Genomic DNA, 26,019 nt, shown 5'->3' on the forward strand with positions numbered 1-26,019 from the left:
AAATTGGCTAAAAAAGGAATTTTATTAATCAATCTTGGCTCCCCAAGATCAACTTCGGTAAAAGACGTAAAAGAATATCTTGATGAATTTCTGATGGATGAAAAAGTAATTGATTATCGATGGATTTTCCGGGCACTCCTGGTCCGTGGAATTGTTTTAAAGACCAGACCTGCAAAATCAGCGCAAGCTTATAAAACGGTGTGGACAGACGAAGGATCTCCCCTTATTGTTATCACAAAAAAGATACAGCAAAAGCTGCAAAAGAGAGTAGATATCCCGGTTGAAATCGGGATGAGGTACGCTGAGCCCAGCATTGAGACAGGAATCAGGAATCTTGTTGAAAAAGGAATCACTGAGATTGTACTGTTCCCCCTTTATCCACAATATGCAATGAGTACCACCGAAACTGTGATTGAAAAAGCAGAAGAAATCAGAAAGAAAAAATTTCCCAACGTACGAATTAATTATATCCAGCCTTTTTATAACCGGGGTTTGTATATTGACTGTCTGGCGGAAAGTATAAGGGAGAAGCTTCCTGAAAATTTTGATGCCTTATTGTTTTCTTACCACGGGGTTCCCGAGCGGCATATTTACAAAACAGATCCAACAAAGACTTGTAATATGAATGATTGCTGCAATAAAGATAATCATCCGAGTCATTCGTTTTGTTATCGTCATCAGTGTTTTAATACCACAGATCGGGTAATCAAAAAACTTGGATTAGCAAAAGATAAAGTTATTGTTTCTTTTCAGTCCAGATTAGGAAAAGACAAATGGATAGAGCCTTATACAGATCATACATTAGAAACTATTCCCGGTAAAGGAATTAAAAATCTTGCGGTTGTTTGTCCGGCATTTGTTTCAGACTGTCTTGAGACCTTGGAAGAAATATCCGTTGAAGGGAAAAACCTGTTTCTGGAAGCAGGAGGTAAAAACTTCACGTATATATCCTGCCTGAATGATGAAGACCGCTGGATTGAAGTCATCAGAAGCCTGTGTGAAGAGCAACTCAATCAATTCTATTTATTATAGTTTTAAATATATATTGTATAACTTTTTAAGATTTAGGTATATTTGTAAACTATTTAACGGATATGAATTATACGCTTATTAAAGATTTTATAGACCTGCTGCAGGAGTTTGAAACGGAAGTCCGTGCTTGTCCTGATTTGTATCCGGGAACTATTCAGGGTTTTAAAGCATGGATTTCCAATAAAGAGAATACTGAAGAAGTTCATCTTGAAGAGCCATACTGGGAAGGTAAGGAGAATGGAAGAACACCGGAAAGTGCTATAAGTACATTACTTGTTCATCTTAACCGATATGCGAAAACCTACTCAAAATCTGCAATTTCAGATTCTGAATTTTCTACTCAGGAAGACTTTATTTATCTGATTAATTTGAAGGTTTTTGGAGAGATGACCAAGATGGCACTCATCAAGAAAAATATTCATGATAAGCCGGTAGGTATGCTTATTATCACAAGACTGCTGCGTCAGGGGCTTATTGAACAAACTGACTCTGATTTGGACAAACGAAGTAAATTAATACGCATTTCCGAAAGGGGACTGCTGATCCTGGAAAATCAAATGGAGAAGATTCGCCAGGCTACCCATATCGTTGCAGGAAATCTTAATCACAGTGAAAAGATGGATCTGATACGCATTCTTAATAAGCTGGATCGTTTTCATTATCCTATTTTTTCACAAAATATCCATTCGGATCAGCTCATCAACAAAGTGTATGATGATTATGATTTTAAAGTTTGATAAGTTCTGCAAATTAACAGGATAATGATCAGTGGCTTATTTTGATTTTGCAGGATGCGCACTGTCCGATACTGCCGCATTGATGTTACCGGTGGCGTTTCCTGTATTATTGTTGCTTGTTTTTCTGCCGCCAATATGAGTCTTTGTATTTATACTGTCACCACCTGCAGTGCTGTCTTTGGAAATTGGGGATGTTGATGCCGCTGTATCAGAATAATTACCTGGTGTATTGGCAGAATCGGTAACTGTAGTGTTTTCAGTTTCCCTTTTTTTACAGGCCAGGACTACAAAACTTAGTGCAATGATGGATACGAATAAATTTTTCATAAGCTATAATGATAAGTTAATGAATTCTATGAGTATTTTGACAATCAAAATTACATAGAGGTTTGTCACCAGTCTATGAGTGAAATCATAATTACATTATTTTAAAAGAGCAATCAAATAGCATGGATTTGATTTGAACCGATTGGCTTTATCCTTTTTCACTGAGAAAATTATTAATATGAAAAATGAGGCTGTCTTCCACCGTAATAAATTCATAATTTAAAGTTTTTACAATTTTATCATTATTCATTTTCTGAAACGATGTTAAGAATTCTATGTTCGCTCTGGTCAGTAATCTTAATTTGGGAATCAGCCCTCCCGTAATAATATTTAAAATTCTTCCTATATGTAACATATTTGCCGATAGTACAAAAGAATTATTTTTATTAAATTTCTTTTTAATCATTTTAGAAAGATCACTGTATTTTTTGTTCTCAGAAACAACAATGAAACGTTCTCCAAACATATTTTTTTCCATCAGTTCGATTGCTATTCTTGCCACATCTCTTACATCCACACATCCTGTTCCACCGGGGAAAGTGTAAAATTTACCGGCAAAAATCTGTAAAAGTTCACCACTGCTTTTTTGCCAATTGCCACTCCCTATAATCATTCCCGGATAGATAATAATGGTATGTAATCCCTGATAAAATGCTTCACGAACTGCATAGTCAGCCTTATATTTTGAGATAGCATATATTGTATTGTTTTTACCATTGATAAGATCAGAATTTTCATCAATCGGTTTATTGCTTTTTTCCTTATTAAAAATTGCTGCAGAACTTACATAAAGAAATTTCACATTATTGAAATATCTGCAGCATTCAATAATATTTTCAGTTCCTTTAACATTGATGTCAGTAACCTCTTTTTGCCTTTCCGGATCGTAGCTCACTTTTGCAGCACAATGATAGACTTCTTCTACACTTTCCAGGGCACTTTGCACACTTTTCTTGTTGTTTAAATCTATTGTCACCCATTCTATCTTATTAAAATAGCTTTCAGCATTTTCTGTATAATATTCTAATGATTTTTTCACTTCTTCCAAATCACTGGAGCTTCTTTTTGCGGCACGAACTATTTTACCTCTTTTTAAAAGTTCCAAAACGATTACCCTGCCAAGAATTCCTGTAGCTCCCGTTACTAAAATCATTATAAGACAATTGAAGATTAAACTTTAAGAATTCTGCTTTATTCTGTATTGAGCCAGGCGCTCATATATTCTCTATTCATTCTGGCAATAGTATCCAAAGAAATATTTTTAGGACATTCTACTTCACATGCTCCAATTACTGAACAATTTCCGAAGCCTTCTTCATCCATTGCTTTTACCATATTTAGAACCCTTCTTTTTCTTTCAACTCTTCCCTGTGGAAGTAATGCAAAATGAGAAACTTTAGCGCCAACGAAAAGCATTGCGGCACCATTCGGACAACAGGCTACACAGGCTCCGCAGCTAATACAAGCTGCAGCGTCCATCGCTTTATCAGCATCAGCTTTGGGAATGGCAATAGCATTGGCATCCAACGTATTTCCAGAAGTGTTGGCAGAAATAAATCCACCTGCTGCCATGATCCTGTCAAAAGCACTCCGATCTGTAATTAAATCTTTAATAACAGGAAACGCAATGCTTCTCCAAGGCTCAACAATAATAGTATCACCATCACCAAACATTCTCATATGGAGCTGACAGGTTGTAATTCCTGTATCCGGGCCATGTGCTCTTCCGTTTATATATAAAGAACACATTCCGCATATTCCTTCACGGCAGTCATGATCGAGGCGACAGGTTCTTTATTTTCACTAATTAACTGTTCGTTAAGTATATCCAGCATTTCCAGAAAAGACGAATCGGTAGAAATATCCGAAATTTTGTAAATTTCAAATTTCCCTTTTGTTTTTCTGTTTTTCTGCCGCCAGATCTTTAAAGTAAGAGATAAATATTTTCTGGTATTCATAGCATTTAAATTGGAGTATTAAAAATATAGGTAATAACATTACAATTTTATGAGTGATCTCATATTATGCTGAATAGGAGATCGAAATCCCTTATTTCATTATAAGCCTGTTTAAACTAATTAAAAATTTAGTTACAAAAGCTGGGTGAAAGGTTATAAACACTTTAGTTTATTTTAAGTTTAAACTGATTGAGAATAAAAAGTACACGTAAGTAAAAAATCTTTGATTTTTTTTTAAAAAAAACTTACGTGAGTTGTAGGGAGCTTATTTCAGAGCTTTATTTAACTTAGGTATTCAATAAACTTTGTGACTTTTGACTACTACAAAATAAAAAGTGTAAACAAGTTCTGTAAAAAGAAAAGTTTTATTTTACTCTTCTTTATTGTCATTTTTCTTTTCTGATAGTGCTCCTGCAAATACATTGTTGCTAAAATCAATTTTACAACCTTCTGTTAAAATATGAGCTTTAAGATTTTCTGCGTAAATAGGATAGCCTTTTTTTACGGTTTCTATATTTGTGCAGCCAATTTCTTTTGCATTAAAAATCCAGACCATTCCGGATCCGTAGCATGTTGCTTTACATCCCTCTTCTATCAAAAGGGCTGTATCTTCTCCAAGACCGATTCCCCAGCAATCCCGATGAGAGATTATAGCGTGTGCAAGCCTCCCGAATCTTGCCCGGTGTACAAAATGGGTGTCAATAATATAGTTCCCGATTAAACCCAACCCGGAATCAAGCTCAATATCATTTTCCAGGATCGCTTCACCATTAACTGCTTCCAGGATTACAATATTAGGAATACACATTGCTCCTGCGCTGGTTCCCGCAATCATAAAATTTTCCTCCTTCTGATATTTTTCCCTTAAAAGATCTATTAAAACAGATTGCTGTAACGTTTGACAGATCCTATTCTGGTCACCTCCCGTAAAAAAGACTGTAGCAGCGGCTTTTATCCTTTTGAAATGATCATCTGTATGAATCTGGTCATCCCGGATATCCAGAAAACCAAAATTTGTATATCCGATATCTTTAAATGTTTTTGTGTAGGTTTGCTGCATGCTTTCGGGTTCAGAAGTTGCTGCAGTAATCACCTCAATCCGGTCATCTTTGGATTTTGCCAGAAGCTTAAGAATTTCATGGTGTGAAAAATTTTTATTCTTTTTTTTCATTTCAGAAGCACTTCCATCCTTGTCTTCTTTACCACCGATAATCAATAATTGTCCTTTGGGTTTCATATGTAATATTTAGTTGAGATTATAGAATTATATTTCTGTTTGTAAAGTTTAAGCTGTAGGCAGGCAAATGATTCTTTATCGGATCTCCACTGATTAAATTGAGTACAGAGCCATCGGTAAGAATATGTCCTTTCAGATTTTTTTTATAAACAGAAGTTCCTCTTGTTAGGTGCTCGTTTTTAATATTTTTAGCATTCACTGCTATAATAGAATGGCTGCCAAAACATGATGCTTTGTAACCTTTTTCAATGATTAATAACATGCCGCTTCTTAATGCCAAGCCTACATATTCCTGATGACCGAGAACTGCTTTTACCAAACTTTTAAATCTTGCTCCATGTATAAACTGGGTATCAATGATGCAATTCTTAATGAATCCAAGACCTGCAGCGGTATCTCCGGTGTTACTTATTATCAGTTCCGAAAGATACATTGCTCCTGAGTTGATTCCGGCAATGGTAAAGCTTTCTTCATGCTGGTATCGTTTGCTTAAAAGCTCCAGCATTACTGAGTTCTTTAAAATTTCACAGATTTTAAGATTATTATCAACAAAAACAACAGATTTAGCATCCCGTATCCTTGGATAATAATGATCTGTGTCCTGTTTTTTTTGAATATGAATAAACCCGACATTATTATAGCCTTGCTTTTCTAATGCTGTAGAATACATCTCTTTTTTATTCGCTGCTAAATTTGATGTTGTGATTATTTCAATACGAACATTTTTTTGCTCAGACAGCAAGGTGAAAGCTTTAATTAACAACTGATAGGATGTTGACTCATATTCTGCTTTATAAATATCTGTATCATTACCACGAATGATAATTATTCTGCCTTTTGGAGTCATACATAACTATTCATTAGCAGTTTTTACATTAGTGTCTCTTTCCTGCTTCATGGTATCAGACATTTCATCCAGCGTTTGTATTGTATCTGAAGCTTTGTCATTTACTGATTCTTTTTTATTGTCCTGATTAATATACTGTGTCTCAGATTTTGTACAGGCGGACAGAGTGCTTAATAAAAAAAGATATAATACATATTTCATAATAATTAATTTAGGTACTACCAAACTTAGTAATCAGAAAATGGAAAATTTATGATGGAAATCACAATTAAAGAGAGGGTGCTCCTTTGGTCCAGCCAAAAATGGTAAATATGTCACTAGAAACTGGTTTATGAATGTGATTAAAATTATATACATTACATATGATTAGCAGCATCTATCATAAGTCAAATATTGCAACTAATAGTATTGCAATTTTGACAGCAATCCGGAAAAAATATCACAACTCTTCAACTGGTATTTTTTTTGTTTTTTTCTTTTCCAGTCGGCCAGCTGCCTTAACACTATCGTTAAAAACGGATATTCCAGTTTGAATTTAAAAATTTGTAAATACTTCAATCTAATAGTTATAGAGATATGCTTTGGACAGTATGTATTTTGTGTATGACCATTTTAGGACTGATGTTTTTGCTGAAAAAATTTAATCAGCCCTATCTTATTGCTTATATTATCGCAGGTGTGCTATTGGGGCCCCATGCTCTCAAACTTTTTGAAAAGACTGAGGAAATAGAGGTGATCGGTGAGATAGGAATATTACTGCTGATGTTCTTTATAGGAATGGAAATTAATGTTCCCAATAAAAAGAGCCTTATCATTAAGCCGATACTGGCACAGAGTATCAAAGTAATGCTGAGCTTTTTGTTTGCCTATTTCCTGGGCGAGATACTTGAACTTGATTTTAAAAGTGTTCTACTCATCGCAATCCTCTTTACGTTCAACAGCACAGCAGTTGTTGTGGAATTTATGAAGAGGCATGGAAAACTTCACAGCGCCTTCGGAATTATTATCCTCAATATTCTGTTATTGCAGGATCTTCTCCTGGCTCCAGTCCTGACAGTCCTGAAATTCTGGAACGGTGAAAAGTTCAACATCTTAAACTTTGCACTTCCCTTGGCTATATGTGTAGGAATTTTTTTGATATTCAGAAAAATAAGAAATCTGAGGAAAATCAGGTTTTCAAGCACCTTCCTTGAAAACGACCATGACCTGCAGGTGTTTTCGGGACTTTTCATCTGTCTTGGTTTTGGTCTTGTTGCAGAGACCGTTGGCCTGAGTGCTGCACTGGGCAGCTTTATCGCAGGGGTTCTGGTCGGAAAAATCCAGGCATTCTACTGGCTCGAACATTCCCTGCTGCCTTTTAAGGTCTTCTTCATTTCGCTGTTTTTTGTATCCATCGGTCTACGGCTGGATATTAATTATCTTTTATCCAATTACAAGCTTATCGTCATAGGTACCTTAGTGGTACTGGTAAGCAACAGCATCATGGCATCTATATTCTTCCGGATACTGAATTTCAAATGGGAGAACAGTTTTTATGGGGGTGCATTGCTTTCCCAGACGGGTGAATTTGGAATCCTGGCGCTTTCAATTGCTTACAAAACGGGTATGGTGGCATACGATCTTTATAAAGCCGGATTAGGTATTACCTGTTTATCTCTTTTGCTGTCTACCATCTGGATCAGCTGCGGTACCTCAATCAAGAATCGTAAAGCAACCCGCATTTACAAAGGAAGAAAAAATAGAGAAAAAGAGAGTGCAGATACCACTTTAAATACCACGGAAGATGAAAATTTGACAGCAATGCTAAAAAAATAAGACACTTTGGCAACTGGTATTTTTTTTGCTGTTTTTTATACACAGCTGGCCAGCTGACGTGTTATTAAATGATTGTTAAACTATTTAAAAGGAGATTACTATGAATAATCTAATGAGAAGAAACGGAAACAATAATGTAGGCTTTTCGAACATCTTTGATGATTTTTTTGGCCGTGAACTTTTTAACTGGGGCAATAACAATTACTCATCGACCAGTACTACGGTACCTTCGGTAAATATAAAGGAGAATAGCGATGCGTACGAGGTACAGGTTGCTGCACCCGGAATGGACAAGAATGATTTTCAGATCAAATTGGATGGTAACCTGCTCACGATTTCATCCATGAAGCATGACAGCACCGAAACAAAAGAAGATAATTTCACACGGAAAGAGTTCAGTTATCAGTCCTTCCAACGAAGCTTTGAGCTTCCGAAGGATGTGGTGGACCAAGATAATATAAATGCGAAATATGAAAACGGGCTGCTTATGCTAACAATTCCCAAGAAGGAGGATGCGAAGCAGAAACCACCGAGAATGATAGAAATCTCATAAAAAGAGAACAAAAATGGCTGCCACTGGCAGTCATTTTTGTTCTCAATATATAATAGCTATTTAATAAAGATAGCTAACTCTAAATTGTAGGATTGACTATCTTTATGCTTATCTACACATGATGATACTATACAAGTGGTAACCCCTGTAGTTTCAAAAAGCTCAGTTTATCCCAATAACCTCGCTGGAATATTATTTTATCATTGACAATATGAAAAAAGCCACATCCTCTTAAGCCATTGGGGTCTTTCCATTCCATGATGGCCCATTCTCCGTCCTCAAATATATTTTCAACGATACAAACCATTTTTGCGGCGGAAAATTCATTTGATAACATCGTGTAGATTGCTGATTTTCCAACGATAGGATCATTTGCAACCTGATGATTAACAGCGTCATCGGTGTATAGCTCCGCTAAACCGGCAGCGTCAGATGCATTAAAAAGGTCTACCCATTTTTCTAGTATTTCTTTTGGTGTCATTCTATGATTTTTTTATCAAAAGATAACTAATTTTAGAGGTTACTCCTAAAGTAAAATACAAATTCGCCGAAAAAGTTTACCTACCTGTATTGTTAATTTCTGGCAACATCAAAATAGTTACAAATACTGGAGATGGCTAATTAGCAAATCGAATATAAATAATAACGAACCGTCTTATACAGGACGTATATTCTTTACAATATTTAAGCACTGTATTTTTACTGCATTTGATTTTAAGTAATTTATAATCAGTTAGTTGTGCTGTGAAGTGTAAATGCAGTGGTTGTTTTTTTAGATCTTACTTCTAAATTTGATGCATTCTACTATACAGTACTACACCCTCTAAGTATTGTATAGATTTTAAAATAACCTTTTTTTTACATGATTCTAAAAACAGACAAATTATGAAACATTTATTAGTATTATTAGCCCTCCCTATCGGAGCATTTTATTACTCCCAAGTTGGAATAAATACTCCTTCTCCAACACAAACTTTAGATGTAAATGGAACTGCACGAATAAGGCAATTGCCATTAGCACCCTCGCTCGGAACAGCTAAAGTAATAATTTCACAAACCAATGGTGACGTATATCAAATTGATCCGGCAGTATTTACGGCGAGTCTTAAAATCCCTACAACTGTCTTAAGTGTCAAGCTAAATACACCTGGTAGCACTTTGCTTCCGGGAGGTAATGTAACTAATACTGTAGTTTTCGATACAATTGATATTAATCCTGCTGCTAGTATTGGTACCTGGAGCAGCAGTACCAATACATTTACAGTTAATAAAGAGGGTGTGTATCAGATTTCTGCAAGTATTCAATTATCAGATTTCAGCAATCCAAGTGCAAATTTTTCAATCAGAACCAGTTCTTATAATCAAAGTTCTGGAGGGCTTGTGTTAGCAAATAACAAATACGCGGTAAACCAGGTGCTAGCTTTAAAATTGAATCCGGGTGATATTGTAAACTGCACAATAGTAGCAGGAGGAAATGATACTTTTTACGAAGAAAAAGCCATAATGTCAATAATTTACACGCCTTTATAATCTATGAAGTCTTAAATGAACTAGCTTCATTTTATTTAAACTGTTTTTTTATACTGACATACCTATTTAATTTTTACTTTATTCACAGTATAAAATGGTGGTTGCAAAGTAGCCTTCGTTCATTATGAAATTTAAATTCAACTATTTTACCTTACAGAATTAATTTAGCAATTACTGCTGGTAATTATTATAAAAATTAATGACTGCCTGTATTATCTGGCTATCAAAATTTTGTGGTATTAGTGTGGTATTTATAATTTGTTAAATTTAAGTATATTTAAATAATTTAATATTATGATAATTTAATAGTAAGTATTTAAGTTATATTTTATATGTAATGAATTTTATAAACACAAACACTGCGAAAATGGATAAAGTAATTATTATGTTTTTTATTTTTTTTAAAAATAAAATTATATTGCTTTTCATTTTGTTTTCCACACAATTCTATGCCAGAGAATACACAATATCTGAAATTGATAAGCTTCAAAATATAGAATCTAAAAGGCTGAAAAAAATAGGAGACCACCGGGCAAGCGTTTTACTTGATCAAGAATTGGTTGACATTTCTAAAAAAATAGGATATAAGAAAGGAATTATCCAGGGGTACCTTAACATTGCTAATACATTTTGTACTCTTAATCAATATGAACAAAGCTTATCCTATCTTTTTGCCATTGAAGATGAGGAAATTAATGATCTTGTATTAAAATCTACTTTTTATAATGAGCTTGGCAGAAACTATTCTCATTTAGGGTTATATAAACAATCGAATGCCTATTTTGATAAAGCGATTAAATATGCAAATCAAGTTAATGTAAAAAAAAAGAGAGATGTTTTACTATACTTTGCATATGCTTGGAAATTAGGCAGTTTTGAGGAGCTACAAATAAATGATTCGGTACAGTCTATGCAGAAAAAATGTCTTAGCCTCTCTCCAGAGCCATTGTTGTTTATAACCATTGCAGATCGGTATTTGAAGAATAAAAAACTGGATTCGGCAGAATATTACGTTAAAAAAGCTTCATTATTAATTAATAAGTATCCCATCTTTCAGAAATCAATTATGCTTCAATTTTTTGGAAAGCTATACAGTGAGAAGAAAGACTACAAAAAATCTCTGGATTTTTACCTCCAATCTTTAAGTATTTCCGAAAAGATGGACCGAAAAAAGGATATGAGAGATACGTATAAGTTAATATATAAAACGTACTATGCACTTGGCGATAATAGGAAAAAAGAAATTTATCTGGAGAAATATTTAAATATAAACGATGAGTTGGTAAACCTTGAAAAAAAAGCTGTAAATATTCCATTAGAAAAAGTAATACATGAAAAGCAAAAAATAGAAGAGGGTAAAAAGAATGGTTTATATGGCGGTATCGGTGGTTTTTTGTTTTTTGTTACTTTAATTGTTTTTTTTAAGAAAATATATCGCGAACAAAATATAAGTTTATTAGCAGTTCCGCAGAATATAGAAAACTTACAAAGAAACAATGTAGGAATATCTTTAAGTGAATTGAAAGCGATGGCTATGAATAATGATTCTCTTTTCATGGTCAGGTTTGAAGAATTTCATCCTACTTTCTGTCATAATCTTAGATCGGAGCTACCACAATTGACGGCTAAGGATCTTAAATTCTGTGCCTTAATAAAACTGAATTTTTCTAATAAAGAAATAGCCCAGTATGACCATTTGTCAATTCGAACTGTGGAGTCGAAAAAATATAGATTAAGAAAGAAATTAGACCTTGCCCCTGACATTGATTTTAATAGGTGGATCAAGGGAAGAGAATATTTGGAGTGATTAGGATCCATCGAAATCAATTCGAAGTTTTAGAAAAGTTTTTTTGTTGATCAGCTGTTAGTTTGCACTGATTAAATTTTATGATTTTAATAACTGAGAGAAGTGTATACTTTAAGATTAATAATAAGGATATAAAATAGATTAAACATTAATATATATTAATAAAGTGTTATAAATAAATATCCAATAAACAAAACTAATTCCAATGAAAACTCAAATCACCAATGAGAATGTTAATAATGATTTTAACACTCAGCAAAACCAATTTAAAAATGTAGTTTCTATTTTTAAGACTGTGAGCCGGTCCTTTCCAAAAAAATTAGCCCTAATTTCTGAAAATAGATCTCTTTCGTATGAAGAACTTGACCGCCGGTCCGATGAGTTGGCAGGGCATCTTATTGCCTTACAGCTAAAAAGTGGAACTTCTATAGCTGTATGTATGCCTCAATCTGTGGAAAGGATCATATCTTTTTTAGCCGTACTCAAAATAGGAGCTGCTTATCTTCCTATCGATGGTCAATTACCGGAAAATAGAATTAAAATGATGATTGAAGATGCGCAGGCAGAACTTGTTATCACAGAAAATACATATATCGAAAAGTTTTCAGATACGGTTCCCGGATTGATAAATATAGATGAATGGAAAACAAAGCCTATAGAGCTGGATATGGAAATCATAAATCCTGAGGATATAAGTCCGATGCAGACAGCATACATCATCTATACTTCCGGCAGTACAGGGTTACCAAAAGGTGTTGAAATTCATCATGAAGCATTCTCAACCTTTGTGCAGGCTTTTACAGAATTATGGGGCTTTTCCAGTAAGGATGTAACACTCCAATTCAGCTCTATAGGCTTTGATGTATCTATCATTGATATCTGGATCCCTTTATTAACCGGTGCAACTATAGTTCTGTATCCGGATAATAAAATTATAGGAAAACCTTTGCTAGATTTTATTATTGACCATAAAATTGATACTGTTCCGTATCTTCCTCCTGCTGTACTGAGTACACTCCCCACGGATCTCCCTATTGGATCTCTTCATACTTTATCAGTTGCAGGTGAGGCCCCGTCAGAACAAACGGTAAAAAGCTGGTGCAATCGTGTGCGGCTCATCAACGTATATGGTCCTACGGAAACTACAGTTAGTGTGGTCACTCATCAGTTTAAGATAGAAGATACAAACCCCCATATCATAGGACAACCTTTAGAAAGCGCTCAAATATACATATTGGATAAAAATCTTGAAAAAGTGCATAAAGGTATAACCGGAGAAATATACATCGGAGGAAAGCAATTAGCAAAAGGTTATATAAATAGGCCTCTGGAAACTGCAGAAGCTTTTATTGAAGCGCCGGAATGGATAAAATTTATTCATGGGGAAGAATACCGTTTGTATAAATCCGGTGACCGCGCATTTTGGAGAGAAGACGGCAATATTGAATTTGTTGGGAGGCTGGATGATCAGGTTAAGCTAAGAGGTTTCAGAATTGAATTGAAAGAAATTGAACATCATATAGGACAGCTTGCACAAGTTGCAAATGCAGCCGTAAAAGTTCATCGCCCGGAACAGGGACTTCCCATACTTGTCGCTTTTCTTGAGCTTTATGATGCTGATAAAGAATATGTAACACTTGAAGATGTACGAGGAAGATTGAAACAAAGTCTTCCTACCTACATGCTTCCCGATAAAATTGTTCTTTATGACAAACTTCCGCTGACATTAACAGGGAAAATTGATAAAAGCAAATTACATATTCCGCTACAGCAAGTAAGTAAGAAAGCCAAAGAAAAGGTTAATGCTTCAGATCTAAAACAGGAAATGACCGAGATATGGACGGATTTGCTGAACCTGGATGAAATTGATGAAAATGATAACTTTTTTGAACTGGGAGGGCATTCTTTGATGCTGGCTCAAATGCACGATCGGTTACCATTGAATGTTCGAAAAAAAGTTTCATTACCGGAATTGTATCGATTCCCAACAATTAATCTTTTTGTAGAAGAAGCACAAAATCGTTTGGCTAAAAATGAAGCAACGCAACAGCAAAAGGCCCGTCTGGTAGAAGAACAATTATTAAAAGATTCAGAACTGCCCTTTGATTTTGAAATTAAAGAACAGCCTGATCCACGGGTTTTAGGTAATCCTTCCAAAATATTTCTTACAGGTGTTACCGGATTCGTTGGTTCACACCTTCTTGAAGAACTTATCTTCAAAAACCCTAACGCTACCATATATTGCTTAGTACGTGCCGAAAATGAAAAGCTCGGTTTAGAACGGATTAAAAGTACATTCTTAAAGTTCAAATTAGTATGGATAGCAGAGTATGAAGACAAAATTAAAATTATATTAGGAGATCTAACAAAACCTAATCTTGGAGTTGAGGAAAACATATACAGAGAACTGGCAAAAGATATGCAGGTTATCTATCATATGGGTAGTGATGTGAGCTATGTTCAGCCCTATGAGCATATCAAAAAACCAAACGTAGATGGTATGGCAAATATACTACATCTGGCAGTTAATGATAAAACTAAATTTCTTATCATTTCTTCTTCAATGGGAGTATATAGCTGGGGGAGAAGTTTTACAGGAAAAACCTGGATGACCGAAGATGAGCCAATAGAGCAGAATCTTCCTGCAGTCTGCCGCGATATGGGGTACATCAGAAGTAAATGGGTGATGGAAAGTATGGCTTCCAAGGCCCGGGACAAAGGGCTTCCTCTAATCAATTTTCGCTTAGGTTTTGTAGTGTGCCATGGAGAAACAGGGGCAACACCTTTAAATCAATGGTGGAGTTCTTTAATGCGTTCCTGTATTGAATTGAAAGCGTTTCCTTACGTGATGGGGCTGAAAGATGAAGTAATTACAGTAGATTATGTATGTAAAGCAATTGCCCATATTAGTCAAAAGAAAGATGCTGTAGGCTTGAATTTTAACCTAAATCCATTGCCTGAACACGATCTTTCACTTACTGATTTTTGTGTGCGCATAACCGATTACTGTGGATTGCAAATGAAAGGAATGGACTTTCAAAATTGGTTTGAGCAATGGAGGCGGAATCAGGAACTACCGCTCTATTCTCTTCTCTATTTATTCACTGATGATGTACATGAAGGTAAATCCCTTGTTGAAGCTTATGAAGATACTTACTATTTTAAAAGTAATAATACAGAACGCTTTTTGAAAGATACAGATATTCGTCCTGCGATTTTTAACAAAAAGGTAATGGAAGCATATCTTCGATTTATGAAGATGATATAATATGATTTTTAATATCTAATTCGGTTATTACAAATAGTTTTATTTATTTGTAATAACCGTTTTAGATTTAATTTACTGTTGTTTAATGTGTTAAGTGTGCGTGCTGTATTGTGTAACATGCAGCTGCAGTCATATTTCAAAAGTAAGGCTGCCTGTTTCACATAGCTAAAAAATTATCCGGGGTGGTTTAGAAAATAGGATTTTACATGGATCTGGAATGTTTTTCAATATTAATGAGTTTTAACCACTTGAATGGGAATCACTACCTGTGATTAGAATTTCCCTTTTTTTGATTACGGCTTCACGGCACTTGAAAAAAATTTATGGAGAATGTATTGAAAATCTTGTTCAAAAGATCAAAATGGCTGTCAAGTTAGAGTGTCAATCTTTAATTGCAAAACGCGTAACTATTTTCCATAAACACTCTGGTAACTTCAATAAGGATAAAATATTCTGTAAATTAGCTATTATAAAAACCATGTATAAAATATGATATTCCAGGAGGGCAATCAGCGTTAAATCTATTTCTTACTAATAATCTGAAATACCCAAAGCAGGCAATTTAAAATAATATTCAAGGCATTCTATAATCCTATCAATCTCGTTGGAGAGGCTATTAATCAGATTATTAGATAATGTGGAGAACTTATTTATAGTGTTTAAAAAACGTTTGAAAATCTGACTACAACAATTACCAATCCGGCTACTTTTTATAAAACTATAACCAGGAATTTTGTACTTGAAATTTAAGTCAGTTACAAACGATTAAAAATAGAATTATGCAAAAAAGAGAATTAGGGAATAATAGGTTGGAAGTTTCCGCATTAGGCTTTGGCTGTATGGGGTTAAACTTTTTGGACGGAAAAGGTCTTGATAAAAAAGAGGCCACAACATTACTGCGCAATGCCGTTGAAAGAGGGGTCACTTTTTTTGATACTGCGGAAGCATACGGACCTTACACCAATGAAGAACTTATTGGCCAGGCGTTGCAGCCTTACAGAAAAGATGTAGTAATTGCGACAAAATTTGGCTGTAAAGATGCAAGGCCGGCTGTAGGTCTGGACAGCAGGCCCGAAACGATCAGAGCAGTAACAGAAGCATCTCTAAAAAGACTAAAAACAGATTATATAGATCTGCTTTATCAGCATAGGGTTGACCCTAATGTTCCGATAGAAGATGTTGCAGGGACGGTAAAAGACCTGATACAAGAGGGTAAAGTAAAATATTTCGGTTTATCTGAAGCAAGTGCTAAAACGATCCGAAAAGCACATTCCATTCATCCTGTATCAGCATTACAAAGCGAGTACTCTTTGTTCTGGCGAGAGCCGGAAAATGAAATCATACCTACTTTAGAAGAGTTAGGAATTGGTTTCGTTCCCTTTAGTCCTTTGGGCAAAGGTTTCCTCACAGGTATCATAAACAAAAAATTAGCAGATATAGACCGCAGAAATATTATTCCTCGTTTCAGCGAAGAAAACATAAAATCCAATATGGTTTTAGTGGATGCGCTTTCTGAGATTGCTCAACAAAAAAATATTACGACCGGACAATTGGCATTGGCCTGGCTATTAGCTCAAAAGGCCTGGATAGTACCGATCCCCGGAACTACAAAATTACATCGTTTAGAAGAAAACATTGGTAGTACAAATGTTGTGTTAACAGCCGATGAACTGGCAAAAATTGATACAACAGTGAATGGAATTACACTTATGGGCGACCGCTATCCCGAATTTTTAGAAAAACAAATAGACAAATAAAAACTGGCAATAATGCAAAATATTAAAGGAAAAGTAGTTGCTATTACAGGTGCAAGTAGTGGAATAGGTAGAGCCATCGCCCTGGAATTGGCAAAAAACGGTGCAAAGCTTATTTTGGGTGCAAGACGAACAGAGCAATTACAGCAGCTTGTTGAAGAAATAAAAAGTAAAGGTGGCTTTGCCACTTTTACTCAAATTGATGTAAAGAATAAAGCCGATCTAGTCCGGTTGATTAATACAGCTGTTGAGCAATACGGAAAATTAGATGTCATCGTAAACAACGCCGGTGTCAGCCAGCTAAGCCGTATTGACGAATTGGATATTGAAGGTTGGGAAGAAATGATCGACATTAACCTCAAAGGTGTTTTGTATGGGATGGCGGCTGCAGTTACCGTTTTCAAGCAACAAAAATCTGGACATATCGTCAATATTATTTCAACTTCAGGAATAAAGATTGTGCCCATGCAAGGCGTTTACGCAGGGACTAAAAATGCCATTCGCACTATTGCAGAGGCGTTTCGTCAGGAATCAAACGGAAACATACGAATTACAGGTGTTTCGCCCGGAATTGTGAAAACAGATTTTGCGGACAACCTAAAAAACGAAGAAATGAAAATAACTATTCAAAAAGGAATGGAACAAATCGGCATAAACCCCATAGCCATAGCCAATGCTGTGATGTATGCAATGAGCCAGCCTGATGATGTTGAAATTGGCGATATCGTTATTCGTCCGTCAAAACAAAATTGATTAAATTAGTAAACGAAAAATGCAACAACAATCTGACATCAACCATATTAAAAGTATATCGCAACTCGTTCGCTTATTGGGACTTCCTGCACCATTGCACCCACTGATTGCGCTGGTTGATTATAATAATGTTTCGATTGAAGTGTTTCCAAAAGGACAAAAAGTAAGTCTTGATTTTTACAAGATCTCCTTTAAACCTACATTCAAAGGACAGATAAAATACGGACAGGGATATTACGATTTTGAAGAGGGTGGCCTAGCATTTTTGAAGCCTAAACAAATTGTTTTTTCACCCGAAGATACAGAAAGTTATGAAGGTATAGCCTTGTATTTCCATTCGGACTTTATCCGGAATTATCCATTGGGGAAAACAATAAATCAGTATGGTTTTTTCTCTTATGATGTGTCAGAGGCCCTATTTTTATCGGCAAAAGAAAAAGAGATTATAGCCAATTTATTTGTTTCAATAGTCAATGAATTAGATAACAATATTGACAATTTCAGCCAGGATGTTTTGGTATCTCAAATAGAATTGTTGTTGAATTACAGCAATCGTTTTTACAATAGGCAATTTATTACGAGGAAAGCCGTCAATCACGATATCATTACTTCTTTGGACAAACTTCTGAATACCTATTTTGAAGGAGAAAATAGTCTGAAAAATGGCTTGCCAACAGTGAAATATATCAGTTCAGAATTAAAACTTTCACAACGCTATTTGAGTGATATGTTGCGTTCTTTCACAGGGTTAAATACACAACAATACATTCAGAGTGCAATCATAGAAAAAGCCAAAGAAAAATTATCAACAACAAATCTATCCGTTTCAGAAATTGCTTATGAATTGGGCTTTGAACATTCACAATCATTCAGCAAACTTTTCAAGATAAAGACCAATATTTCGCCTTTGGAGTTCAGACATTCATTTAATTGAAGTAGTCATAACTCTAATTATTTTTTAGTTGTTAATTTATTGCAACTGTCAGATTAAGGATTGACTAATTCAGTTAAAAGGAAGATATTTTATTAATAAATACTTCGCGACACTACCTTTAGTTTATCTATCCAAAATTTGGCGGCGAGAGGATATTTCTTACCCCATGCTTATATCCTTTTCGTGAAAAGTCCATGACGATTTGATTTTAAAATATCTTCCGTATATCCTCGATTTGCTTATCTTTACTTTTTTATTAACCAAACAAGAGGAAGAGTTGACGAATGGTATAAGTTGAAAAATTTTATAGTAAAATAACTCGGAAAAATACTACAGCTAACAAAGGTTTGCGACAGGGGTTGAGTGCAAAATCTATTAACAGTTTCTCAATTGAACTTTAGTAATAATATCAGCTTTTGTGCCTCGGTTTGACTTTCGTCAAACTCGCATTTTCTGCCCGAACGCAAAGCCCCAAAACGTGAACAGAAATACTTACAGATCATAGAGCCATATGAAACCAAGAGAATTAATAACGACTAATATTGAAATGACATTATTTGAACCATTGACACAAATTGGTTTTACATTTTCAAAAAGCACTTTGATATTTAAGAGAAAAATAAACGGTTTTGTTCAGACTATCAATTTTCAACTAAATAGATATAATCAAGAGTATGTATGTGCAGAATTTTGGACATCATTTGGAGTGTCTTCAAACGTATATTCAAAATGGCATAAGGAAGAATTTTGTGAAAAACCAATAAATGACAGTTTAGGTGGAGCAATGGATTGGAATATTAAAGGTTGGGAATTCCCAATCATTGATAACAAAAGAGAATTGCATTTTCAAATTATAGACGAAAATGAAAGAGAAAATGTTATGACAGTGCTAAAAAAAAACTTTTTAAATATTGGAATACCTTATTTGGATAGACTTTCAAATTGGGAAAATGCAGCCAATGAAATTGTTGAAAGTGAATGTTCTCATTATAAAGCTTGTGACTTTTTTTTAATTGCAGGCCTTAGAGATAAAGCATTATGGGCTTTGGAACAGGGACTTGATTGTTGGGAAAGAAAGCCAAAAGGATCATTTCCAGAAGACAGAGATAAAATTAAAATAAGATTGAAAAAGTACTTTGGAAAATAGTGCTTCTGCTCACACACACTAACAAACAAAACATAAGAAAATCTTTAGAAAAAAAGCTAAAAATATATTATTTTAAAACTTACTGGAAAGACGGTTGGACTGAAGATAACCAAAGGCAATAAATGTTGCTGACTTGAGTAAAGATATCCTTTCCATTTTTTAATCTTAAGAAGGTTGTTTCCATCGTATTACTGAAATGATCTTGACTTTACAAAAACATTGTATAGCTTATTTAGAAATAAAAAAAAGGGATTCGGAAATTATTGTCGCTAAACCAAAAAAATCCTATCCCTTGTACAAAGTAAGAATTAGAAATGTACCTTATATTCCCATCGGAAAACGAGGCTTTAAATCAAAATTTCCTGTTTGTGAGATTATTAACTGTATTTTATATAAACTTAAAACAGGTCTTCAATGGAATCTTTTGTCTGTATTGCAGTTATTTAGCAACGATGTTCTTCATTATAAAAGGGTCTTTGGCTATTATCTAAATGGTGTAAAGCCAGAATATCGGAAGCTTGCTGGAGTGGTATTGTGCAAAAGAATAAATCAAAAATTGATTTATCTAGCGGAGATGCAGATAGCAGCCATACATTAGCCTTAAAGGGAGGTTAAGCGGTTGGTTATCAGGGGTCGGAAAAAGCGTAAAACAACTAATGCTATATATTTAGAAATGAACTACCCTTAGCCATGTTGATGCCTGTCTGTGGGAATCACAATGACCTGTTTAATATTGAAAAAGCATTTTACAGAAATAACAGTCTTACCTGCATCAGGCATTTCATGGGATGGACTTTTCCTGAACTTTGATGCCGGATTTGATGCTGAAAATCTACGTTCAAAAACATTAGAACTGAGATTAATAACAAATATTGCTCATAATAAAAGAAACTCCGATACAGATAACGATCATTGCTTCAATGGGCAATTGTACAAAAAACGATATGCAATAGAAAGAACAAATGCTTATCTGATAGCTTGAGATCGATACTAAACAGATTTGATACCACAATAACAAGTTGGATAGGATTCAATTATGTAGCTTTTATAGTTATTGCTTTTTGAAAATTTGAAAAAGGAAAGTCGAAAATGACTTCATTGACTAATTCACTGTACCTGTATATCAATTTCCGGAAAGTACACCATGTTTTGATACTTGACAGTACTGGAATGTTTAGGATTTTTCAATCCCTGTACCGAGATGGCGATTTCATTTTGTAACCTATTTATTTTTGTTTAATTTGTTAACAGTGTAATATAACGCATCAATTTTCCAATTTTTCAAAAAAAATTTAGGTTATTGTATTCATCTCACAGCCGGTAAATGGGCTGCGTTCCAAATTATTCTAAAAATGGGGAACAGGAAACGATGAATTCAAAATACTATACTTTCTTCAGCATCAGCGGCTTTAAAAAATTACCTTCTTAAATTTCCAAAATTTAAAAAAAACAACGTTCAGAATTATAAATTGGAACGTAGTATTTTGAATAAATAGTTTATTTTCAATTAGTTAAATTGTATTAATGTATAAGTTCGCATTTATCCTGCGGAACATTCTAAGCCTTTCCTAAGCCTAATTTTGCATCATAAATATTTTATTATGAATGTAGAAAAATTAAAAACAGGTATCGCAGACACAAGAGTCAAATTATGATTAGGAAAAGTAATTTTCACAAATTTGTTCGAAGAAAAATGTAGCTGTTCTGATTAGCTGCCCTATTAGAATCTTTCGGAGCAGGCGGATAAATTAACTGAAATCAATATCAGTTTGGTACATATGAAATACTTTGTATTAAAATTTTTCACTCATCAAAATTCGTTTCGGACCCATATACATCAATAGAAAGCCTTATAAAAATAAGCCATTATTATTTAAAAAAATAAAAAAATGAAAGCATTTCTGATTTTTTCGATATTGTTGCACAATAATCTTCAAGCAAACATTACAACATCAATTGCCAAAGAATATTTGAATTATTCTATTATAAAAGACGATAGAACCATTGGCAATATCCGTGTGGAACGTTCTTTAAAAGACGATATCACCGAATACCTTTTTGAATCCCGAGCTAAAGTAAAAATAATTTACAGTATTGAAATTTACGACAAAATGGATGTCACTTTTAAACAGAATATTCTACAGCAGGCCAAACTTTACCGAACAATGAACGGAAAACTAAAAGTGAACAACACCGCTACCTGGAACGGAAGTTTTTACAATCTTTCGGATAAAGATGGAGCTAATGGCTCTCTAAAACAGTCCATTTTCAGCTCTACTGCAAGTTTATATTTTAATGAGCCTCAAAATATAAAATCTGTTTTTTCGGAGAAATTCCAAAAAATGATTCCTATTCAGAAGATTAATTCCAAAAAATACAGGATCAATCTGCCGAACGGAAACACTACTACTTACACCTACAACAATGGAATCTGTACCCTGGTTGAAGCCAATACGGATTTTGCGAACTTAAAGTTTGTTCTTGATACAAACTCTGATAAACCCCATAAAAAGTATAGTGCTCCCCAATAATAGGACAATACAATAGGCTGCTGCTTATTTGCCAATATATCTAAAGAAGTGTTTATTAATGGTGGTTTATGCAGATCGAGGTGTACAAAAGTGGTACAGGATTAAGATGCTGCAACATCTTTTTTTTCTACGTTTTTGCAAGAATTTCGTCTTTGTAAACGCCTATGAATAAAGGGTTTTATCGATTTCATAGTTAAAATAAAAATAGCATTTGTACTACTTTTGTACACCTGCAATCTTATAAATTGCTGTAAATTAAATAATTGACAATTCCCGAAAGCATCAGTAATAATTGATACATTTCGCCTGTATACCTCAATTTTTATCTATTTTTAAGACGAAAACAATTTACAATTTTAACAAGAAAAGCTCAAATTTTCTATTAAAATGTTTTAATCAATCTACTTATTAATTCTCTGTTGGATTTACTAACTCCAGAATCTTTTGATAGATTTGACCATTTACAAAGTGCAGAACTTGTTTGCTCAATAACATTCTCTATGAATTCTTTTGATAGTTTGGCTTCCCTTCCTAATTTATTCAGATGTTTGACGGTAATATTTCGTCCTTCTCCCATTACCATAGTGCTTTGTTCGCCACCTGGTCCAGATGAGAAAGTAAGGTCGTAAGCGGGTGATAATTTCCATTCACCAAATTCATTCATCAAAAACGAAAAATTCTTAGCATGGTCGTCTCTATTGTGTGCCATAACATTGAAAACTGCCAACCGAAACATTTTTTCTACCTCTCTAATATCTTTGGTTAAAACAGCTGTCAATGATAGTAAATCTTCATAATCAAGAGATGGAAATCTAAAATTGCTGTGAACGAGTCCACTCACCGTATGCATATGGAGACGCTGATTTGCTTCTCTATCAAAACGCTTTACGGCAAAATAGCCATTCCCTTTCTGTGAAGGAAACAAATGAACTTCAGGCATTTTAATTCCTGCATCTACAGCCATTAAAGCGTAAACGTATTCTATTGATCCAGCATCTTTTCCATCTAATGAGTTTGGAAATTTTACCATCCAAGGTTCAAAATTATCGCTTAACAAATTCGCTCCGTATGATATATTTTTTCTCTCTGCATCAACGCCAATCAATGCTTTTGGCCGTGCTCCAGCAGAGGATCCGTTCAAAGCCAAAAGTTCTGCGATCACTTCTTCTGAATCACCTTGCAAAACGTCTTCTGTTTGAGTAGCCAAAACGTCCAAATCAATCATCTTATTACTACTATCTGGACTCTGATCCGGCTCATAAATCAATGCGCCCATACCGTGCAATCCAACGTACGCTAAACGGTCAAGTGGTGAAATGTCAGATGAAGAAATTCCTTCCGAGCGAAGCATACGATCAAAGAGCAATCTTCCCCAACCGTCGGGCAAGCTATCATTGAAAACACCAGCCAAACCTTCAAATGGATCTCTTGGAAGCTCTATCACGTCTCGTTGCAAAGGAAGTTTTATAGGTGAAATTTCTATATTGGTTTGCAGGAATTCTTCATCGTATTGAAAATAGGTGATACCATCACGAATTGCCAAACGACCAACGGGTTGAATTCCAGAACCAAAATTCAATCCTACTTTTATTTCTTTGATGGATGTTTTCATTTTCTGCTTCCTCTTTTTTTAATGGGCTTTTCCACTGATTTTAGTACATCATCAATAGATTTAAAACTCTGTTCCTTCGGTTTTAAAATATCAACCATTTCTTCTAAACCACCAACAACTGAAAGCAATTTTAAAAATGAATCCAATGAGATCAAGCCTTTCTGCTCAAATTTCCTCAGAGTTGGTAAAGGAACGCCTGATCTTTCAGCCAATCCTTCCTGTGTTAGATTCATTTGCAATCGTCTTTCCCGGGTATTATCAATCAGTTTTTTTTGAACTTTAGACAAAGAAATAAATAACATAATAGTAGTATTTATTATAATTAATTAGCAATAAATAACATTATTGGATTACAAATATAAGGAATTATTACAAGATATGTGGAACACATGGTCAAATTAACCACCTAATTACACTGCAAAATTTAAGAAATACTGTTTTATAATTAGATTGTTTTTAAATATTTAATTAAATAATCAATTCAAAAAAGTTTAACCAGTTGAATACGGATTTTGATCTGATTGTTGAAAAAAGTTAAACAAATTTATAATTACTCTGAAACAGCTTATATTGCATAATGGTTTTGAATATATTGTATATAATGTCTGTATGTTTTAGAAATCCTGCCGTAAAGCCTATATATGTTTATAAGTCACTGCTTGATAGTTAACTAAAAGACAGAAAAAGAAATCAAAGAAAAGCTAATTTATTTCCCGATACAGAACTTCGAGAAAATATTTCCCAGTATTTCGTCGTTTGTGACTTCACCTGATATCGTTCCAAGATGTTCCAGGGCGTTTCTCAGCTCATACGCTAAAAGTTCTGTAGAAATCTGAACAGAAATGGCCTCTTTTACCTGATGTACAGCATCCAGTGATTTGTGTAAAGCCTCAAAGTGACGCTGGTTGGTAATAACCACATTGCTTTCTTCAGTTTTTAAATGCTCAACATAAGAGGATAATTCATTTTTAAGATCCTGAATATTTTGATTTTCAACAGCGGAAATTTTTATGAAATCAAATTCATGGGTAAACGCATTTCTGAAGATATCTTCTATAGCTTCATATTTTGTAGGAATTACTTCATCAATTTTTGTAGCACAGATAATAATTTTAAGATCGTCTCTCAATAATGAGGTGATCATTTCAATATCCTCTGAATAATCTTCTGTAGCAGCATCTGCAAGATAGACCAGGATATTGGCATTTTCAACTTTTTCTTTGGCTTTTTTTACTCCTATCGCTTCTATTTCATCTACGGTTTCACGAAGTCCGGCAGTATCAATTAATCTGAAGGCGTGTCCTTTGATGTGAAGTACTTCCTCAATAGTATCTCTGGTTGTTCCGGCAATATTGCTTACAATGGCTCTTTCTTCTTTTAATAGAGCATTAAGAAGGGTAGATTTTCCGGCATTGGGTTTTCCGATAATGGCAACAGCAGTTCCGTTTTTGATGGCATTTCCATACTGGAAGCTTTCGATAAGAGAAGTAAGTTTCAGTTCGATTTTATCCAGCAGTCCACTTAATGCGGTTCTGTCAGCAAATTCCACATCTTCTTCAGCAAAGTCAAGTTCCAGTTCAATAAGAGAAACAAAATTCAGAAGATCAGTTCTTAAGAATGATATTTCGTTGGTAATTCCCCCTTTCAGCTGGCTAATGGCAACCTTTCTGGAAGCTTCGTTTTCTGAAGCAATAACATCTGCAATCGCTTCTGCCTGAGATAGGTCAATCCTTCCATTAATAAAGGCACGAAGGGTAAATTCTCCTGCCTTAGCCATTCTTGCTCCATTTTTAATCAGGGTTTCAAGAATACGTTTTCCAATATGTGGGGAACCGTGAAAGGCAATTTCTACAGAATTTTCTGTAGTGAAACTTTTTGGTGCCAGAAAAATAGAGAGCATCACTTCATCAATAGATTCCTCACCATCCATAAAATATCCATAATGAATGGTATGAGATTTTTGTTTTTCCAGTTTTTTACCCGGAAAACTTTTCTGAACTATTGGTAATGCTTCATTTCCCGAAACTCTGATAATGCCTAAAGCACCTATTCCATTGGCTGTCGCCAGTGCACAAATGGTATCGTTATTCATGCTGCAAATTTAAGCTTTTTACTGCAGATTTTTAACAGATTCTATGATACACATTATCTATTATCTTCTTGGGTTTGAAAAGACA

22 protein-coding genes and 1 pseudogene are annotated in these 26,019 nt (G+C 34.5%); 13 read left to right on the forward strand and 10 right to left on the reverse strand.

The features are described 5' to 3' along the window. Positions 1-3: 3 nt before the first annotated feature. Positions 4-1,032, forward strand: coding sequence for a ferrochelatase (gene hemH / locus MP478_RS00920; RefSeq protein ID WP_257199306.1), 1,029 nt, complete (start codon positions 4-6; stop codon positions 1,030-1,032). A gap of 62 nt (positions 1,033-1,094) precedes the next feature. Beyond that, positions 1,095-1,769, forward strand: a complete 675-nt coding sequence (locus tag MP478_RS00925) for a MarR family winged helix-turn-helix transcriptional regulator (RefSeq protein ID WP_257199307.1) — start codon at positions 1,095-1,097, stop codon at positions 1,767-1,769. 36 nt (positions 1,770-1,805) lie between these two features. On the opposite strand, the gene MP478_RS00930 is transcribed toward MP478_RS00925, so the two are convergent. The 6 genes and pseudogenes from MP478_RS00930 to MP478_RS00955 all read right to left on the reverse strand — a co-directional run bounded on the left by MP478_RS00930 (position 1,806) and on the right by MP478_RS00955 (position 6,339). After that, positions 1,806-2,096 (reverse strand): hypothetical protein, encoded by a 291-nt coding sequence (locus MP478_RS00930; protein WP_257190620.1) that lies wholly within the window; start codon positions 2,094-2,096, stop codon positions 1,806-1,808. A gap of 148 nt (positions 2,097-2,244) precedes the next feature. Then, positions 2,245-3,249: an NAD-dependent epimerase/dehydratase family protein gene (locus tag MP478_RS00935; protein ID WP_257199308.1), complete on the reverse strand. Its 1,005-nt coding sequence runs from the start codon at positions 3,247-3,249 to the stop codon at positions 2,245-2,247. Positions 3,250-3,287: 38 nt separating this feature from the next. Further along, a pseudogene (locus MP478_RS00940) lies at positions 3,288-4,054 on the reverse strand (succinate dehydrogenase/fumarate reductase iron-sulfur subunit). A 370-nt stretch (positions 4,055-4,424) separates the two neighbouring features. Continuing rightward, on the reverse strand, positions 4,425-5,291 hold the full coding sequence (locus tag MP478_RS00945; protein ID WP_257199309.1) for a cyanophycinase: 867 nt from the start codon (positions 5,289-5,291) through the stop codon (positions 4,425-4,427). Between the two features lie 19 nt (positions 5,292-5,310). Beyond that, entirely contained in the window at positions 5,311-6,138 is an 828-nt protein-coding gene (locus MP478_RS00950) for a hypothetical protein (RefSeq protein ID WP_257199310.1), read from the reverse strand. A 6-nt stretch (positions 6,139-6,144) separates the two neighbouring features. Continuing rightward, positions 6,145-6,339: a hypothetical protein gene (locus MP478_RS00955; RefSeq protein ID WP_230041134.1), complete on the reverse strand. Its 195-nt coding sequence runs from the start codon at positions 6,337-6,339 to the stop codon at positions 6,145-6,147. Between the two features lie 375 nt (positions 6,340-6,714). On the opposite strand from MP478_RS00955, the gene MP478_RS00960 reads away from it, so the two are divergent. After that, positions 6,715-7,953 carry a cation:proton antiporter gene (locus MP478_RS00960; RefSeq protein ID WP_257190617.1) on the forward strand — a complete coding sequence of 413 codons (1,239 nt, stop codon included), beginning with the start codon at positions 6,715-6,717 and terminating at the stop codon, positions 7,951-7,953. A gap of 100 nt (positions 7,954-8,053) precedes the next feature. Continuing rightward, positions 8,054-8,506 (forward strand): Hsp20/alpha crystallin family protein, encoded by a 453-nt coding sequence (locus MP478_RS00965; protein ID WP_257190616.1) that lies wholly within the window; start codon positions 8,054-8,056, stop codon positions 8,504-8,506. Between the two features lie 127 nt (positions 8,507-8,633). Here MP478_RS00965 and MP478_RS00970 read toward each other — a convergent pair whose 3' ends face one another. After that, positions 8,634-8,987: a nuclear transport factor 2 family protein gene (locus tag MP478_RS00970; RefSeq protein ID WP_230041131.1), complete on the reverse strand. Its 354-nt coding sequence runs from the start codon at positions 8,985-8,987 to the stop codon at positions 8,634-8,636. Between the two features lie 404 nt (positions 8,988-9,391). On the opposite strand from MP478_RS00970, the gene MP478_RS00975 reads away from it, so the two are divergent. The 9 genes from MP478_RS00975 (at position 9,392) to MP478_RS01015 (ending at position 22,230) form a co-directional block, all read left to right on the forward strand. Next, positions 9,392-10,036: a hypothetical protein gene (locus MP478_RS00975; RefSeq protein ID WP_257190615.1), complete on the forward strand. Its 645-nt coding sequence runs from the start codon at positions 9,392-9,394 to the stop codon at positions 10,034-10,036. Between the two features lie 367 nt (positions 10,037-10,403). After that, positions 10,404-11,843: a hypothetical protein gene (locus MP478_RS00980; protein WP_257190614.1), complete on the forward strand. Its 1,440-nt coding sequence runs from the start codon at positions 10,404-10,406 to the stop codon at positions 11,841-11,843. A 205-nt stretch (positions 11,844-12,048) separates the two neighbouring features. Then, positions 12,049-15,111, forward strand: coding sequence for a non-ribosomal peptide synthetase (locus MP478_RS00985; RefSeq protein WP_257190613.1), 3,063 nt, complete (start codon positions 12,049-12,051; stop codon positions 15,109-15,111). A 779-nt stretch (positions 15,112-15,890) separates the two neighbouring features. Continuing rightward, entirely contained in the window at positions 15,891-16,868 is a 978-nt protein-coding gene (locus MP478_RS00990) for an aldo/keto reductase (protein WP_257199311.1), read from the forward strand. Positions 16,869-16,880: 12 nt separating this feature from the next. Continuing rightward, complete coding sequence (locus tag MP478_RS00995; protein WP_257199312.1) at positions 16,881-17,618, forward strand: SDR family oxidoreductase; 738 nt, start codon at positions 16,881-16,883, stop codon at positions 17,616-17,618. 19 nt (positions 17,619-17,637) lie between these two features. After that, complete coding sequence (locus tag MP478_RS01000) at positions 17,638-18,552, forward strand: AraC family transcriptional regulator (RefSeq protein ID WP_257199313.1); 915 nt, start codon at positions 17,638-17,640, stop codon at positions 18,550-18,552. Positions 18,553-19,063: 511 nt separating this feature from the next. After that, positions 19,064-19,699, forward strand: a complete 636-nt coding sequence (locus tag MP478_RS01005; RefSeq protein WP_230041119.1) for a DUF4304 domain-containing protein — start codon at positions 19,064-19,066, stop codon at positions 19,697-19,699. A gap of 718 nt (positions 19,700-20,417) precedes the next feature. After that, positions 20,418-20,681, forward strand: coding sequence for a hypothetical protein (locus MP478_RS01010; protein ID WP_257199314.1), 264 nt, complete (start codon positions 20,418-20,420; stop codon positions 20,679-20,681). A gap of 907 nt (positions 20,682-21,588) precedes the next feature. Then, complete coding sequence (locus MP478_RS01015; protein WP_257199315.1) at positions 21,589-22,230, forward strand: DUF6134 family protein; 642 nt, start codon at positions 21,589-21,591, stop codon at positions 22,228-22,230. A gap of 382 nt (positions 22,231-22,612) precedes the next feature. Here MP478_RS01015 and MP478_RS01020 read toward each other — a convergent pair whose 3' ends face one another. The 3 genes from MP478_RS01020 to mnmE form a co-directional block, all read right to left on the reverse strand. Beyond that, positions 22,613-23,842 carry a type II toxin-antitoxin system HipA family toxin gene (locus MP478_RS01020; RefSeq protein ID WP_257199316.1) on the reverse strand — a complete coding sequence of 410 codons (1,230 nt, stop codon included), beginning with the start codon at positions 23,840-23,842 and terminating at the stop codon, positions 22,613-22,615. Next, positions 23,839-24,144 (reverse strand): helix-turn-helix domain-containing protein, encoded by a 306-nt coding sequence (locus MP478_RS01025; protein WP_257199317.1) that lies wholly within the window; start codon positions 24,142-24,144, stop codon positions 23,839-23,841. Before MP478_RS01025 ends, MP478_RS01020 begins: the two co-directional genes overlap by 4 nt. Positions 24,145-24,548: 404 nt before the next feature. Then, positions 24,549-25,934: a tRNA uridine-5-carboxymethylaminomethyl(34) synthesis GTPase MnmE gene (gene mnmE, locus MP478_RS01030; RefSeq protein WP_257199318.1), complete on the reverse strand. Its 1,386-nt coding sequence runs from the start codon at positions 25,932-25,934 to the stop codon at positions 24,549-24,551. Positions 25,935-26,019: the final 85 nt, after the last annotated feature.

The organism is Chryseobacterium sp. WG14 (assembly GCF_024586945.1).
GTDB lineage: Bacteria > Bacteroidota > Bacteroidia > Flavobacteriales > Weeksellaceae > Chryseobacterium.